This is a genomic window from Azoarcus olearius, from assembly GCF_001682385.1.
In the GTDB taxonomy this organism is placed as follows: domain Bacteria; phylum Pseudomonadota; class Gammaproteobacteria; order Burkholderiales; family Rhodocyclaceae; genus Azoarcus; species Azoarcus olearius.
In genome coordinates this window covers 1,203,269-1,218,599 of record NZ_CP016210.1, presented here as the reverse complement: position 1 = coordinate 1,218,599, position 15,331 = coordinate 1,203,269, and the positions used below count along the sequence as shown (strand labels likewise).

Below are 15,331 nucleotides of genomic sequence, written 5' to 3'. Positions count from 1 at the left end.
TCCGCGGAGATTCCATGAAACGCCTCATCGCCTTCCTTGCCCTGTCCACCTGGCTCGGGCTCGCCGCCGCCGCCAACCCGCAGGTGCTGTTCACCACCAACCAGGGCGAACTCGTCGTCGAGTTGTACCCTGAGAAGGCACCGAAGACGGTCGCCAACTTCCTGCAGTACGTGAAGGACAAGCACTACGACGGCACGATCTTCCACCGCGTCATCAACGGCTTCATGATCCAGGGCGGTGGCATGGACGCGGCGATGAAGGAAAAATCCACCCGCGCCCCGATCGAGAACGAAGCGAAAAACGGCCTGCGCAACGAACCCGGCACGCTGGCGATGGCCCGCACCGGCGACCCGCACTCCGCCACCGCGCAGTTCTTCATCAACGTGGCCCCCAACAGCTTCCTCGACTACCCTTCCCGTGACGGCTGGGGTTACGCGGTGTTCGGCAAGGTGGTGCGCGGCCTCGACGTCGTCGACACCATCGCCCGCGTGCCGACGCGCAATGTCGGCTTCCACCAGAATGTCCCGGCCGAGCCGGTCGTCATCCAGTCGGCGCGCGTGATCGAAGCGCAGCCGGCCGGCCCCGCAGCCCGATAAGCACAAGGAGCACACCATGGCAGTGAACCTGCACACCAACTACGGCGTCATCACCCTCGAACTCGACGCCGAGAAGGCGCCGGTGACCGTCGAGAACTTCCTGACCTACGTGAAGGACGGCCACTACGACAACACCGTCTTCCACCGCGTCATCGACGGTTTCATGATCCAGGGCGGCGGCTTCGAGCCCGGCATGAAGCAGAAGCCGACCCGCGAGCCGATCAAGAACGAAGCCGACAACGGCCTCAAGAACGAACGCGGCACCATCGCCATGGCGCGCACCCAGGCGCCCCACTCCGCCTCTGCGCAGTTCTTCATCAATGTCGCCGACAACGACTTCCTCAACTTCCGTTCGCAGGACCTGCAGGGCTGGGGCTACTGCGTGTTCGGCCGCGTTACCGCCGGACTGGACGTGGTCGATGCGATCCGCAAGGTCAAGACGGGCTCGAGCGGCTTCCATCAGGATGTGCCGAAGGAAGACGTGATCATCGAGCGGGCCGAAGTTGTCTGATCCCCGTACGCAAGCGGCCGCCACCGGCGGCCGTGCCGGCGACGAGCCGGAAGCCGCGTCCGTCGCGCTTCCGGCTTTCTTCATTTCGGACCTCCACCTGAGCGAGGATCAGCCGGACACGGTTGCCGCCTTCGTGGACTTTCTCGCCGGGCCCGCGCGCGACGCGGGCAGCCTCTTCATCCTTGGCGACCTGTTCGAATACTGGGCGGGCGATGACGACCTCGAAGCGCCTTTCAACCAGCGCATCGCGTCCGCATTGCGGGCCCTGGCCGCGAGCGGCACCGCCGTATATTTCATGGTCGGCAACCGCGACCTGCTCGCAGGACACGGACTGGCCGCAGCCACGGGCATGCAGTTGCTGGCGGATCCGGCGCTCGTGCGGCTCGGGCAGCACGAAACAGCGCCCCGCGTCCTGCTCAGCCACGGCGACGCCCTGTGCACCGACGACACCGCCTACCAGGCCTATCGGCGGCAGGTACGCGACCCCGCCTGGCAGGCCGGCTTCCTCTCGCAGCCACTCGCAGCCCGCAAGGCCTTCATCGCCAGCCTGCGTCAGCAGAGCGAACGCGCGAAGCAGGACAAGGCGATGACGATCATGGACGTCAATCCCGACGCCGTCGCCGCGCTGCTGCGCGAGTACGGCTACCCCGAACTGATCCATGGCCACACCCATCGACCGGGCCAGCACACCCACCTCGTCGATGGCCGGCAGTGCGGACGCCACGTGCTGGCGGACTGGCACGGCCGCGCGCGCTGGCTCGCCTACGACGGCACCCGTTTCACCAGCCTGTGACTCCCGCCGCCTGACCAGCGGCGCGCCCCGAACAAAAAAAGCGCCGGACCGGCCGGCGCTGTGTGCGGGGCGACGAATCTCCGCGTACCTAGGTCACCAGACCCCGTGCGAGGTCGGCCTTGAGGTCCTCGATCGACTCCAGCCCCACCGCCACCCGCAACAGACCATCGCCAATTCCCGCCGCCTTGCGCGCTTCGGCAGACACGCGGCCGTGGGTGGTGGTAGCAGGATGGGTGATGGTGGTCTTGGTGTCGCCCAGATTGGCGGTGATGGAGATCATGCGCGTCGCATCCACCACACGCCAGGCGGCGTCGCGTCCGCCCTCCACGTCGAAGGCGAGGATGGCGCCGCCGGTTTTCTGCTGGCGCATAGCCAGTTCGTGCTGAGGATGCGAAGGCAGGCCCGGGTAGTAAACACGGGCGACGCCAGGCTGTTGCTCCAGCCAGCGCGCGAGTTCGAGCGCAGTGGCCGACTGCGCCTCCATGCGCACGCGCAGCGTCTCCAGGCCCTTCAGGATCACCCAGGCGTTGAACGGCGACAGCGTCGGCCCCGCGGTACGCAGGAACTTGAACACCTCGTCGGTCACCGCACGGGCACCCGCCACCGCGCCGCCCAGCACCCGGCCCTGGCCGTCGAGATACTTGGTCGCCGAATGCACGACGACATCCGCGCCGAGCGCGAGCGGCCGCTGCAGCGCGGGGGTACAGAAGCAGTTGTCCACCGCCAGCAGCGCACCCGCTTCGTGCGCCACCGCAGCCACTGCCGCGATGTCGACCACCTCGGTGAGCGGGTTGGACGGCGTTTCGATGAAGAACAACCGCGTGCGCGGACGGACCGCAGCGCGGTATGCGGCGATGTCGGTCGCCGGCACGAACGTGGTCTCGATTCCGAACTTGCTCATGATGCCGCCCAGCAGTTGCTGGGTTGCCCCGAACAGGCCGTTGGAGGCGACGATGTGATCGCCCGCCTGCAAGGTCGCCATCACCAGCGACAGGATCGCCGACATGCCGGACGCGGTCGCCACGCAGGCTTCCGCCCCTTCCAGCGCTGCCAGCCGGGTCTGCATCGCGGTGACGGTGGGGTTGGAGAAGCGGGCGTAGACATTGCCCTCTTCTTCGCCGGAAAAACGGGCCGCCGCCTGCGCCGCGCTCTTGAACACGAAGCTCGAGGTCAGGTACAGCGCCTCGCTGTGCTCGTTGAACTGGCTACGCTCTATGCCTGCCCGCACCGCCAGCGTATCGAAGTCGAATTCGTCCATCACCGCGTCAGTGGTCCGGATGGGTGATGAGATTGAGATCGAGTTGCCCTTCCTCGCCATCGTCACGCCCGGCGGGTTTCTCCTCGCCGCGCTGGTTCTCGACGCCGTTGAGGTACTCGGGCGTGATGTCGCCGGTGATGTAGCAGCCGTCGAAACAGGAGGTCTCGAAGAAGGTGATCGCGGGATTGAGCGCGCGCACCGAGGCCTTGAGGTCGTCGAGGTCCTGGTAGATCAGACCGTCGGCTCCGATCTCGCGGCAGATTTCGTCTTCGCTGCGGTCGGAGGCAATCAGTTCGCTGCGCGTCGGCATGTCGATGCCATAGACGTTGGCGTGGCGCACCGGCGGCGCAGCGGAGGCCATGTAGACCTTGGTGGCGCCGGCTTCGCGCGCCATGTTGATGATTTCCCGGCTGGTCGTGCCGCGCACGATGGAGTCGTCCACCAGCAGCACGCTCTTGCCCTTGAACTCCTGGTGGATCGTGTTCAGCTTCTGGCGCACCGACTTACGGCGCTTGGCCTGGCCCGGCATGATGAAGGTGCGGCCGATGTAGCGGTTCTTCACGAAGCCTTCGCGGTACGGCAGGCCCAGTCGATGCGCCATCTCCATGGCCGACGGGCGGCTGGAATCGGGGATCGGAATCACCACGTCGATCTGTGCGTGCGGCATCGTCCGCTTCATCTTCTCGGCGAGAAACTCGCCCATCTTGACGCGCGATTCGTACACCGAAATGCCGTCGATGATGGAGTCGGGGCGGGCGAGATAGACGAACTCGAACATGCACGGCGCTTCGACGGTCTTTTCCGCGCACTGGCGGCTGCGGAAATTGCCTTGGGTGTCGATCAGCACCGCCTCGCCCGGCGCCACGTCGCGCAGCAGCGTGAAGCCGAGCACGTCGAGTGCCACCGATTCCGACGCCACCAGCCACTCGGTGCCCTCGGCGACATCGTTGCGACCGATCACCAGCGGGCGGATGCCGTAGGGGTCGCGGAAGGCGAGCAGGCCGTAGCCGGCGATCATCACCACCGCCGCATAGGCGCCGCGACAGCGGCGGTGCACTCCGGCCACGGCGCGGAACACGGCGTCCTCATCGAGCTTGAGGCCGTTACAGGCGGCCTGCAGCTCGTGCGCGAGCACGTTCAGCAGCACTTCGGAGTCGGAATTGGTGTTGATGTGGCGCAAGTCGGCGAGGAACATCTCGCGCTTGAGTTCTTCGGAATTCGTCAGGTTGCCGTTGTGCGCGAGCAGCAGCCCGAACGGCGAATTCACGTAGAACGGCTGGGCCTCCGCCGCGTTATAGGCCGACCCTGCGGTGGGGTAGCGCACGTGCGCAATACCCCAGTTGCCTTCGAGGTTGCGCATGTTGCGGGTGCGGAACACGTCGCGCACCAGACCGGACCCCTTGTGCATGTGAAAACGACCGCCCTCCGCCGTGGCGATGCCTGCGGCATCCTGTCCGCGGTGCTGCAGCACCTGGAGCCCGTCGTAAAGCAACTGATTGACCGGGGAGGTCGCAACCACCCCAAGAATTCCGCACATGGAAGCCCTGCCTATCTGAATCGGATTCGTGCGGCCACCGCTTCCGGCAGCCACGGTTTGGCGGCTATCACCGCCGTTTCGAGCGGTGGCGAGAACGTCGCGTTAGCCCACCACGGCTCACGCGCAATCCCCACCAGCCCGCCCAGCAACACCACTGCCAACGCGATCAGCACCCCGCGCGCCAACCCGAAGAGGGCGCCGAAGAACCGGTCCGTGGCCCGCAATCCCGCTGCGCGCAACAGTTCGCGCAACAGAAAGCGGACGAGTGCCGCGATCAGCAGGATCGCGACGAAGATCAGTACGAAACCTGCAGCCTGCCGCCACAGCGGTTCGTCCAGCAGGCCCTGGAACAGTTCCGCCGCCACCGTGGCATAGCGCCATGCGGCTAGCAGGGCGATCCCCCAAGTCACCAGCGCCAGGATTTCGCTGACGAGGCCGCGCCACAAGCCGACCAACGCCGAAACGGCGAGGATCGCCAGGAAGGCGTAGTCGAAAACCGTCATGCGTATCCGGTCAACGCGGCGTCAGCACCACGTTGCGCCCCTGCGCCTTGAGCCGCGCGGCAACCTTCTCTGCTTCGTCACGGCTGGCAAAGGGGCCGACCCGGACACGCGTCATCGCGCCGGCCTTTTCAGTGTAGGCAGAAAACCCTGCCTGCTTGAGTTCGCTACTGATCGATCCCGCCTTGGCCGGATCGCCGAACGCGCCGATCTGAAGGACGTAGCCTTCCTTGGCGGCGGGCGCGGGCGTTGCCGGTGCGGCGGCGGAGGCAGGCGGTTTGCCGTCGAGCAAGGCGCGCACCCGGGCTTCCTCGTCGCCGGCATTTCTGGGCGAGGCGGGGCTGGCGGCACGCGGCGCCTCTGCTGCGCCGGGAGCGGGACGGGACGGCGCTTCGGCAACGCCGGGCTGCGGCGGCTCTTCCACCGGGGCCGGCGGAAGCGCCGCGTCGGGCGTACGCGCCTCTGAATCGGGACGACCGGACGCGGATGGGCTGTCTCGGTCGGGAATGGTGACCTGGATGTCCGGGCTGGACGGGGCGGGTTCCTGCTCCATCATCATCGGCAGCACGATGGCGGCCGTAAGCGCCAGCGCCGCCGCACCCACCAGGCGCCGGCGCGCACGCTTCTTGATTTCAAGGTTGTCTGCGTCGCTCACCCGGAAACCCCTCAGTGTCGCTCGGCGCGGATCGCTGCCAATACACTCGCCACGGTCAGGAAGGAACCAAAGGCGACGATTCTATCACCCTCGGCAGCGCTTTTCCGCGCTGCGGAAAATGCGACTTGCGGATCGGAAAAGCAGCGTACATCCCCCGCCACTCCCGCGGCATGCAAGCGCGCGGCGAGCGTTTCGGCGTCAAGGCCGCGCGCGCCCGGCAGGCTGGCGAGCAACCAGTGGTCGACCCGATGCCGCATCCGTTCGACCACACCTTCCACGTCCTTGTCCGCCAGCATGCCGAGTACCGCCCAGGTTTCGGGGTAGAACCCCATGCCGCCGAGGTTCTCGGCGAGCACGCCGGCGGCCTGCGGATTGTGGGCCACGTCCAGCACCACCGCGGGCTTGCCCGGCAACACCTGGAAGCGTCCGGGCACCTCGACCAGCATCAAGCCCTGGCGGATCGCCTGCATCGACACCGGAATGCGGTCGCGCAGCGTATCCAGCGCGGTAAACACCGCGGCCGCGTTGAGCAACTGGTTGGCGCCGCGCAGCGCGGGATAGGCCAGGCCGCCCCGCTTGACCAGCGCACCGCGGGTGGCGGGGGCCGGATAACGCCAGTAGCCCCACTGCTGCTGGTCACCGCCGAAGCCGAAATCGCGCCCGCTGATCCACAGTTGCGCGCCAATCGCCTCGGCGTGCTCGCGCAGCGAAGCGGGCGGTTGGGGATCACCGCAGACCGCGGGACGGCCGCTGCGGAAGATGCCCGCCTTCTCGTAGCCGATGGCCTCGCGCGTGTCCCCGAGATAATCCATGTGGTCCATCGCCACACTGGTGACGATCGCACAGTCGGGCTCGAACACGTTCACCGCGTCCAGACGGCCGCCCAATCCCACCTCGAGGATCACGACGTCCGGCGCGGCCGCGCGGAACACCTCCCACGCCGCCAGCGTGCCGTGCTCGAAATACGTCAGCGGAACGTCGCCACGGGCGCGCTCCACCGCTTCGAAGCCCGCGACCAGGCGCGCGTCGTCCACGTCCTGGCCATCGACCCGCACGCGCTCGTTGTAGCGCAGCAGATGGGGCGAGGTGTAGCAGCCGACACGGTAACCCTCGGCGCGCAGGATCGCCTCGAGCATCGCGCAGGTCGAGCCCTTGCCATTGGTACCACCGACCGTGATCACCACGGTCTCCGGACCGGGGCCCAGCGCATCGCGCACCGTGCGCACGCGCTCCAGCCCCAGCTGGATGGCCTGGGCGTGACGGCGCTCGAGCAGTTCCAGCCAGCCGTCCAGGGTGTGCGGCAAAGACATGTCGCTCAGGGCTGCCTCAGTTGCCGACCGCCGGCTGGCGGGTCATCAGCGTCAGCAGCGCCGCAAGCCGCTCGCGCAGTTCGCGACGGTCCACGATCATGTCGATCGCGCCCTTTTCGAGCAGGAATTCGGAACGCTGGAAGCCTTCAGGCAGCTTCTCCCGCACCGTCTGCTCGATGACCCGCGGACCTGCAAAACCGATCAGCGCGCCGGGCTCGGCGATCACGACGTCCCCCATGAAGGCGAAGCTGGCCGAAACACCGCCCATCGTCGGGTCGGTCAGCAGCGTGATGAAGGGCAACTTGCGCTGTGCGAGCTGGGTGATGGCCGCAGTGGTCTTGGCCATCTGCATCAGCGAGAACAGGCCTTCCTGCATCCGCGCGCCGCCGGTGGCGGTAATGCAGATGAAGGGCAGCCGCTGCTCCAGCGCGGCACGCGCGCCGCGCACGAAGCGCTCGCCGACAACCGACCCCATGGAGCCACCGAGGAATTCGAACTCGAAGCAGGCCACCACCACCGGCACCGTCAGGATGGCGCCCTGCATGACGACCATCGCATCGGCCTCGCCGGTGTCGGCGACGGCGGTGGACAGGCGCTCGGGATAGCGGCGCGAATCCTTGAACTTGAGCGGGTCGACCGGCACCACTTCGCTGCCGAGTTCGAACCGGCCCTCGGGGTCCAGCAGCAGGTCGAGGCGCGCACGGGCACGCAAGCGCTGGTGGTGGCCGCACTTGGGGCACACGCTCTGATTGCTTTCCAGGTCGGAGCGGTACAGCACCGCTTCGCACGACGGGCACTTGCTCCACAGCCCTTCCGGGATGGACTTGCTGCGCGCGGCGGCGTCGCTGCGCTTGATCTTGGGCGGAAGCAGTTTCTGCAGCCAGCTCATTGCTTGACTCCGGGCAGGGTATCGAGGGCTTCGCGGATGCCCTTCACGAAGTGGGTGACATTGCTGCAGGCCTGCTCGCGCGGGCTGCGTTCGATCTCTTCGATGATGCGGCTGCCGATCACCACCGCATCGGCCACGGCGCCGATCCGTCGCGCGCTTTCGGCGTCACGGATGCCGAACCCCACGCCCACCGGCATGCCCACCGCAGCGCGGATCTGCGGAATACGGCGCGCGACCTCGTCCAGATCCAGCGTGCCAGCGCCGGTCACGCCCTTCAGCGAGACGTAGTAGATGTAGCCGCTGCCCGCCCGGGCGACGTCCGCAAAGCGCTGTTCCGACGACGTCGGCGCGAGCAGGAAGATCGGGTCGAGCCCGGCCGCCTTGCTGGCCGCGGCGAACTCGACGCACTCTTCGGGCGGGTAATCCACCACGAGCGCGCCGTCCACGCCGGCTTCGCGGGCTGCGGCGACAAAGGCCTGCTGGCCCATCGCCTCGATCGGATTGGCGTAGCCCATCAGTACCACCGGGGTGTCGGCATCCCCGCTGCGGAACTCGCGCACGGCCTGCAGCACCTTGCGCAAGGTCATGCCCTGCGCCAATGCGCGCTCGGAAGCACGCTGGATGGTCGGGCCGTCAGCCATGGGGTCGGAGAACGGGACCCCCAACTCGATGATGTCCGCCCCGCCCGCAACGAGCGCATGCATCAGCGGCACCGTCAGCGTGGGGTCGGGATCGCCCGCGGTGATGAACGGGATCAGCGCCTTGCGGCCCTGGGCCTGAAGGCGCTGGAAAGTGGTCTGGATTTTCGACATGTCGGATTCGGCAGCGGCGGGCCGGGACGGCCCGCTACGGGTTCAGAACTGGATGCCGGAGCGTTCGGCGACGGTGTGCATGTCCTTGTCGCCACGCCCGGAGAGATTGACCAGCAGGACGTGATCCTTCGGCAGGGTGGGGGCGATCTTGGCGGCGTACGCCAGCGCATGCGAGGACTCCAGCGCCGGGATGATCCCCTCGAACCGGCACAGGTCGTGGAAGGCCTGCAGCGCCTCGCTGTCGGTCACGGCAACGTACTCGGCGCGCCCGTCATCCTTCAACCACGCATGTTCGGGGCCGACGCCGGGGTAGTCGAGACCGGCCGAGATCGAGTGCGTTTCGATGATCTGGCCGTCCTCGTCCTGCATCAGGTAGGTGCGGTTGCCGTGCAGCACGCCCACCGGCGCGTTCGCCGTCAGCGGAGCGGCGTGACGGCCGGTCTGCAGGCCCTCGCCTGCCGCCTCGACGCCGACCAGCTTGACGCCGGGCACATCGAGGTAGGGGTAGAAGATACCCATCGCGTTCGAACCGCCGCCCACGCAGGCGATGACCTGATCGGGCTGACGGCCGACCAGTTCCGGCATCTGCACCTTGCACTCGTCGCCGATCACCGCCTGGAAGTCGCGCACCATCATCGGGTAGGGGTGCGGCCCCGCCACGGTGCCGATGATGTAGAAGGTATCGGCAACGTTCGTCACCCAGTCGCGCATGGCTTCGTTGAGCGCGTCCTTCAGGGTCTTGGAGCCGGACTCGACCGGCACCACGGTGGCGCCGAGCAGTTTCATGCGATAGACGTTGGCGGCTTGGCGCTTGACGTCCTCGGCACCCATATAGACCACGCACTCCATGCCGTAGCGGGCAGCGACGGTGGCGGTGGCGACGCCGTGCTGGCCGGCGCCGGTTTCGGCAATCACCCGCGGCTTGCCCATGCGGCGGGCGAGCAGCGCCTGGCCGATGCAGTTGTTAACCTTGTGCGCGCCGGTGTGATTGAGGTCTTCGCGCTTCAAATAGACCTGCGCACCGCCGAGGATGCCCGACCAGCGCTTGGCGTGGTAGATCGGACTGGGCCGGCCGACGTAGTGCTTGAGTTCGTACTGGAACTCCGCGATGAACTCGGGATCCTGGCTGTAGCGGGCATAGGCCTCGCGCAGCTCGTCGAGTGCCGGCATCAGCGTTTCGGCGACGAAGACGCCGCCGTGCCGGCCGAAATGGCCGCGGGCGTCGGGATAGTGGTAAGGCGTGTCAGCCATCTGCATGTCGAACTCCGGCAACGAATGCGGCGATCCTGGCCGCATCCTTGATCCCCTTGGCCACCTCGACGCCGCTCGACACGTCGACCGCCCAAGGGCGGACGCGGCGCACCGCCTCTTCCACGTTGGACGGATTCAGGCCGCCGGAAAGAATCAGGGGCCGCCCGAGCCGGGGAGGAATCAGGGACCAATCGAATGTTTTCCCGCCGCCGCCGTAGCCGTCGACGAAGGCGTCGAGCAGGATGCCGCGGGCGCGGGCATGGGAAGCGCAGAATTCTACCAGATCGGTCCCCGCGCGGACCCGCGCAGCCTTGATCCACGGCCGACCATGGGAAGCGCACTCCGCCTCCGTCTCGTCGCCGTGAAACTGCAACAGTTGCAGCGGCACTTCGGCACACGCGGCGGCGACGAACTCGCGCGTCGGGTTGACGAACAGTCCGACTGCGGTCACGAAGGGTGGGAGCAGCGCTGCAAGCTCGGCCGCACGGCCGAAATCGACCGCACGTGGGCTGGGCGGATAGAAGACGAAGCCGATCGCGTCCGCGCCCGCATCGACGGCCGCGCGCACGTCATCCGGCCGGGTCAGGCCACAAATCTTGATACGGGTACGGGACATTCAGACGAGGGGAATCCGGGGCAGCGCGATGATACGCCCATCGTCAGGCAGCGGCCAGTTGCCCGGATAGCTGACGCCGCACAGATAAAGGCCGTCGGGTGCAAAGGTCGGCGCAGCGCGCGAACGGTCCCGCCCCGCCAGCACTTCGGCCAGCCACCCCGGCGGATATCGCCCCTTGCCCACATACACCAGCGCCCCCACCAGATTGCGGATCATGTGATGCAGGAAGCCGTCGGCGCGGAAATCGAAGATCAGGTAGTCCCCGCTACGCTGCACCCGGACCTCCCGCATGTCGCGCACCGGCGTCTTGGCCTGGCACTCCGCGGCGCGAAAAGCGGAAAAGTCCTGCACGCCGACGAGGCAACGGGCCGCCTCCGCCATCGCCCCCTCGTCCAGCGGCAGGTGAAACCAGCCGACTCTGCCGGCCAGCAGCGCCGGCCGGGTCGGCGCATTGAACAGCACGTAGCGGTAGCGACGCTCGTAGGCCAGGAAGCGGGCATGGAAAGCGTCATCGACTTCGACTGCCCAACGCACCGCGACACCGGCCGGCAGATGGGTGTTCACGCCGCGGATCCACGCTGACAGCGGACGCACCGCGGCGGTGTCGAAATGAGCCACCTGGGCGGTGGCATGCACACCGGTGTCCGTCCGCCCCGCGCAATGCAACTTCACCGCTTCGCCGGCGATCCGCGACAGCGCCGCTTCGAGCGCATCCTGCACCGTCCGCCCATGGCGCTGGCTTTGCCAGCCTTCGAAGCGATCGCCCGCGTATTCCACGCCCAGCGCCAGTCTCACCACACTACCCCGCTCACCCAAAGCCCCAATCCGAGCACCACCGTCAGCAGCACCGCGACATCACGCGCGCGCCACTGCTCGCGCTGCAACAGCATGCGCTCCTCCGCCGCTGAATCCTCCTCCGCCGCTGAATCCTCCTCCACCAGCCACGCATGCCACGACTTGCCACTGCCACGCGGCGTCGTTTCGACATAACGCAGCACGAGCAGCAGCCGTACCGCCACCCGCTCGGGCGGCACGCCGATCCAGCGCAGCGGTCCGCACAGCACATGCAAGCCCCCCACCAGGCGCGCGGCGGGCAACACCTCGAGCAACACGGCGACCGCAGCCACCACGGCAAGCAGGCGGCCGGCGTGAATCAGCGCCAACGCCACCCCTTCGCGCGTCGGCGACAACAGCGGCCAATCGGCCACCAGAGCCTCTCCCGGCGTGAAGCCGGCGAACAGCACAACGATGGCAAGCAGTAGAAACCGGACCCGCCGCATCAACCGGAGCGCGCGCGGCCGCGCAATGACGGCGGCCACGCCGATACTGGCGGCGACCGCGACGAGGAGCGCCGGCGCCGGTAGCGCCTGGATGACGACCACCGCGACTAGCCAGAGGAGGAGAACAAGGGCGGCATGCATGGCCGAAAAAGCGCAAGCCGCCGGCGCGCATATACGCGACGGCGGCTTGGTGGCGGTCAGGATCAGGCCAGACGGGCGATCAGTTCGCGGGCTGCCGCCTGCTGCGTCGGCGTTCCCTCGCGCACCACCTCGTCGAGAAGTTCGCGCGCGCCATCCTTATCGCCCATTTCCTCGTAGGCGCGGGCCAGTTCAAGCTTGGTTTCCACTTCCTGGTCGATTCCGCCGTCCACCGTGGCCGCGGTGCCGTCCAGCGCCGGCAGTTCATCCACGGACGGCGGCGCGTCGAAGCCAAGGTCAGCGTCGGCCGGCGGCTCAAGGTTGAGGTCGATACTGGTGAGGTCCAGCCCTGCAGCGGGCGCAGCGGGGGCTGCGGTCGCGGCGGGGGTATCCAGATCGAAATCGAAATCGAGCAGGTTGCTGTCGAAGCTCGTGGCCTCGAGATCGGTGGTCGCCGCGGCGTCGCCACCGAACTCAAGCGCGTCGGCCTGCACCACCGTCGCATTCAGATCGGGACTGTCGGCCTGCGGCGCGGGTGCGCTCAACTCCGGCAGATCGAAGGTCAGACCGGCGTCGTCGGCAGCGGCGAAGTCGAGGTCCTGACCGATGACAGTGACCGTGCCGGTTTCAGCGGCGTTGCCGGGCGCCGCGGAATCGACTTCCTCCCCCTGGCCCAGCGGTGCGGTGTCGCCGCCGAGGTCGAGATTGAGCATCAGGTCCGAGGTCGCAGCAAGGTCCGGGGCCGCGGCAGCGGCGGGCGCCGCCGCCGGCGTCGGCGCGTCGAGTTCGAGATCGAAGTCGAGCGCGTCCAGGTTGACATCCATCGACACCGGCTGTTCGTCCGCAGCCGGCTCTTCAACCGGGGCTTCAGACGCATCGGCGCCGATCTGCCCCACGCCTTCGGTCCAGGTGGCCGTCAGCTCCTGCGGGTTGCTCACGCCGGACATGGAAGTGGTGAAGTCGAGGTTGGCGAGCGCAGGCGCTTCCGGCGCATCCTGCTCGGCGGCCTCGAGCGCGACTGCCGCCGCCGCGGCGCCCGCGACACCGGCGGCTGCAAGCGGGGCCGCGGGCATCTCGGTGGACGGGGCCTCGGTACGCTCCGGCTCAACAGTCTTGCTGCTGTACAGCGGGTTGTCCGGGTCGAGCTTGCGCCCCATCAGCGCGGTCTTCTCCCAGTCGAGACCCTTGCCGCCAGTGCGGGCATAGAGTTCGGAGGCGATGCTCTCGAACTGCTTCGCGCTCTTGCGCTTGGAATAGATCTCGAGCAGCTTAAGCGGGATCGCCAGACGCTCAGGATCGGCCTTCAGCGCGTCGAGCAGAATCTCTTCCGCCTGCGCGTCGCGACCGTAGGCCATATAGACATCGGCTTCGGCCACCGGATCGACCCCTTCATCTGCGTCGATGGCGGAGAGGCCCGACTGGCTGAAGTCGGTGTGAATCACGCTGCTGTTACTGGTATCCACGCTCTGGCCGCCGGTGGCGCCGAACACACCGCTGCTTTCGGGCGGGAACTCACTGATCAGCGCCGCACTGTCGGTCTCGTTCTTCTTCGCAGAACGGCCACGCATCCGCAGCCCCGCGTAGGCCAGCAACAGGGCGAGAATGCCGCCGCCAGCGGCGAGAATCGTCGGGTTGCCGAGCATCGACTCGAGGAAGCCGGGCTCGGGTTCGGGTTCCGGCGGCGGAACCACCTTCTTCGGCTTGGGCTTGGGCGCCTCCGCCGGCTTGGACTCTGCCGGCGGCGTCGCAGGCGTGACGGCTGCTGCCGGCGCTTCGGCGCCCGGCGCCGGTGCGCTTGCGGCAGGCGGGGTGTCGGCTGGAGCCGGAGCCGCGGGCGCCGGCGTCATCGCAGGTGCCGGGGCACCGCCGGCGGCGGCCTGCGCCTGTGCGAGCGATTCGCTCTTCAGCTGCAGCAGCTTCTGCAGTTCGCGGATGTTCTGTTCCAGCTGCGCCAGGCGGGCGTTGGCTTCGTCCAGCGCCTTTTCACGGGATACGAGTTCCTCTTCCAGCGACTGCAGCCGGTTCGCCACTTCAGTGCCGGCCGCCGTCTCGCCGCTCTGCGTGCGGGACACCTTGAGCTTGTCGCCGGACGGCGTGGAAGCGGGGGCATCGACCCGAGGCACGATGCGACCGCCGGCCGCCTGCTCGACCTGCCCCTCGGCCGGACGCTCCACCGCCGACGAGGCCAACCGCCTGCGATAGGCGTCGAAATCCGCCGACTGCGCGAGAACCTCGCGCCGCGCCTCTTGCGGGTCCAGCCCCTGCACCGTGCTCGCGGGCGGAACCGTCAGGATCGCGCCGGCCTTGAGGCGGTTGATGTTGTTGCCCTCGAAGGCGGCCGGGTTCGCGCGGAACAGCGCCACCAGCATCTGATCGAGCGAGGCGTCCGCCGGACGCGTGTTGTCCGCGATTCGACGCAGGGTGTCGCCCCGCTGTACCCGGTAGCTGCCGGCGTCAGCGCTTGCCGTCCCGGCCGCTGCGGGTACCGCGGGCGCCCGCGGCGCCACTTCGGCCCGCGGCGAGCGCGGCACCGGGGCTGCGGCCGGGGTATCGACACGCGCGCCCAGCGCACGGGGAGCGCCGAGATCCACCGGGTCGAGCAGGAAGGTGTATTCGCGGCTCAAGCGGCCGCCTTCCCAGTCCAGCTCAAGCAACAGGTCGACGAAAGGGTCGCTGACGGGGCGATCGGTGCTCAGCTTGACGACGGACCGCGAACCACGGTTCTCGACCGCGACCCGCAGCGTGGGGATGACGGGAGAATAAGGCACGTTGGCCTGGCGGAAGCTCTCCGGCGAGCCGATGCGGGCGCGCAGTGACTGCAGTTCCTGCGGGCTGGCATTGATCTGGATTTCGGCTCGGAGAGGTTGCCCAAGCCCGCTCAACACATTGATCTGGCCGAGACCGGCAGCCTGGCTACCGAACGGGAACGAGGCGATCGCGACCGCGATCAGGGATGCCTTGAGCGACTTTTTCATAGGTGTCTTCAAACCGCGTTCTCCCTGTACCGGACGGCAAGGGACTTAGCATCATGAACTTGGATTAGCAATCTAGCATTATCCTTAAGTTCACGCAGCAATTGTTTCTTCCACAAGGAGTTTCTCCCCGGGGAGCAAACAACGGCGGGCGTTCGTCGAAAAAAAGGCCGGGCGGCAGACGCCGCCCAGCCCTTTTGTTCGATACGCCCA

At 67.6% G+C, this 15,331-nt stretch carries 15 protein-coding genes; 3 read left to right on the top strand and 12 right to left on the bottom strand.

Features of this window, described 5'->3' with window-relative positions; translation table 11 throughout:
* The first annotated feature begins 14 nt into the window (after positions 1–14).
* The 3 genes from dqs_RS05735 to dqs_RS05725 are packed head-to-tail and all read left to right on the top strand — an operon-like array spanning position 15 to position 1,900.
* The gene (locus tag dqs_RS05735) at positions 15–596 is read left to right on the top strand and encodes a peptidylprolyl isomerase (RefSeq protein ID WP_011764791.1); all 582 of its coding nucleotides are present in this window, start codon (positions 15–17) and stop codon (positions 594–596) included.
* A gap of 16 nt (positions 597–612) precedes the next feature.
* Positions 613–1,107, top strand: coding sequence for a peptidylprolyl isomerase (locus dqs_RS05730; RefSeq protein ID WP_011764790.1), 495 nt, complete (start codon positions 613–615; stop codon positions 1,105–1,107).
* A complete protein-coding gene (locus dqs_RS05725) occupies positions 1,100–1,900 on the top strand; it encodes a UDP-2,3-diacylglucosamine diphosphatase (RefSeq protein ID WP_011764789.1) in 801 nt (266 codons plus the stop codon). The genes dqs_RS05730 and dqs_RS05725 overlap by 8 nt, the downstream gene beginning before the upstream one ends.
* Positions 1,901–1,988: 88 nt before the next feature.
* On the opposite strand, the gene dqs_RS05720 is transcribed toward dqs_RS05725, so the two are convergent.
* From dqs_RS05720 to dqs_RS05665, 12 genes are all read right to left on the bottom strand, one after another.
* Positions 1,989–3,158: an O-succinylhomoserine sulfhydrylase gene (locus dqs_RS05720; protein WP_065339915.1), complete on the bottom strand. Its 1,170-nt coding sequence runs from the start codon at positions 3,156–3,158 to the stop codon at positions 1,989–1,991.
* Between the two features lie 7 nt (positions 3,159–3,165).
* A complete protein-coding gene (gene purF / locus dqs_RS05715; RefSeq protein ID WP_011764787.1) occupies positions 3,166–4,695 on the bottom strand; it encodes an amidophosphoribosyltransferase in 1,530 nt (509 codons plus the stop codon).
* 11 nt (positions 4,696–4,706) lie between these two features.
* Positions 4,707–5,198: a CvpA family protein gene (locus dqs_RS05710; protein ID WP_065339914.1), complete on the bottom strand. Its 492-nt coding sequence runs from the start codon at positions 5,196–5,198 to the stop codon at positions 4,707–4,709.
* 10 nt (positions 5,199–5,208) lie between these two features.
* Positions 5,209–5,850 (bottom strand): SPOR domain-containing protein, encoded by a 642-nt coding sequence (locus dqs_RS05705; RefSeq protein ID WP_011764785.1) that lies wholly within the window; start codon positions 5,848–5,850, stop codon positions 5,209–5,211.
* An 11-nt stretch (positions 5,851–5,861) separates the two neighbouring features.
* Positions 5,862–7,160 (bottom strand): bifunctional tetrahydrofolate synthase/dihydrofolate synthase, encoded by a 1,299-nt coding sequence (gene folC / locus dqs_RS05700; protein WP_065339913.1) that lies wholly within the window; start codon positions 7,158–7,160, stop codon positions 5,862–5,864.
* 16 nt (positions 7,161–7,176) lie between these two features.
* Positions 7,177–8,049, bottom strand: coding sequence for an acetyl-CoA carboxylase, carboxyltransferase subunit beta (gene accD, locus dqs_RS05695; protein WP_011764783.1), 873 nt, complete (start codon positions 8,047–8,049; stop codon positions 7,177–7,179).
* A complete protein-coding gene (trpA, locus tag dqs_RS05690) occupies positions 8,046–8,861 on the bottom strand; it encodes a tryptophan synthase subunit alpha (RefSeq protein ID WP_011764782.1) in 816 nt (271 codons plus the stop codon). Before trpA ends, accD begins: the two co-directional genes overlap by 4 nt.
* A gap of 42 nt (positions 8,862–8,903) precedes the next feature.
* On the bottom strand, positions 8,904–10,118 hold the full coding sequence (gene trpB, locus dqs_RS05685) for a tryptophan synthase subunit beta (protein WP_041642362.1): 1,215 nt from the start codon (positions 10,116–10,118) through the stop codon (positions 8,904–8,906).
* Positions 10,105–10,728, bottom strand: coding sequence for a phosphoribosylanthranilate isomerase (locus dqs_RS05680; protein ID WP_011764780.1), 624 nt, complete (start codon positions 10,726–10,728; stop codon positions 10,105–10,107). Before dqs_RS05680 ends, trpB begins: the two co-directional genes overlap by 14 nt.
* A complete protein-coding gene (truA, locus tag dqs_RS05675) occupies positions 10,729–11,526 on the bottom strand; it encodes a tRNA pseudouridine(38-40) synthase TruA (RefSeq protein WP_065339912.1) in 798 nt (265 codons plus the stop codon). It lies immediately after the preceding gene.
* A complete protein-coding gene (locus dqs_RS05670; protein WP_236778737.1) occupies positions 11,520–12,110 on the bottom strand; it encodes a CbiQ family ECF transporter T component in 591 nt (196 codons plus the stop codon). Before dqs_RS05670 ends, truA begins: the two co-directional genes overlap by 7 nt.
* Before the next feature lie 101 nt (positions 12,111–12,211).
* On the bottom strand, positions 12,212–15,121 hold the full coding sequence (locus tag dqs_RS05665; protein WP_065339910.1) for a motility hub landmark protein FimV: 2,910 nt from the start codon (positions 15,119–15,121) through the stop codon (positions 12,212–12,214).
* Positions 15,122–15,331 lie beyond the last annotated feature (210 nt).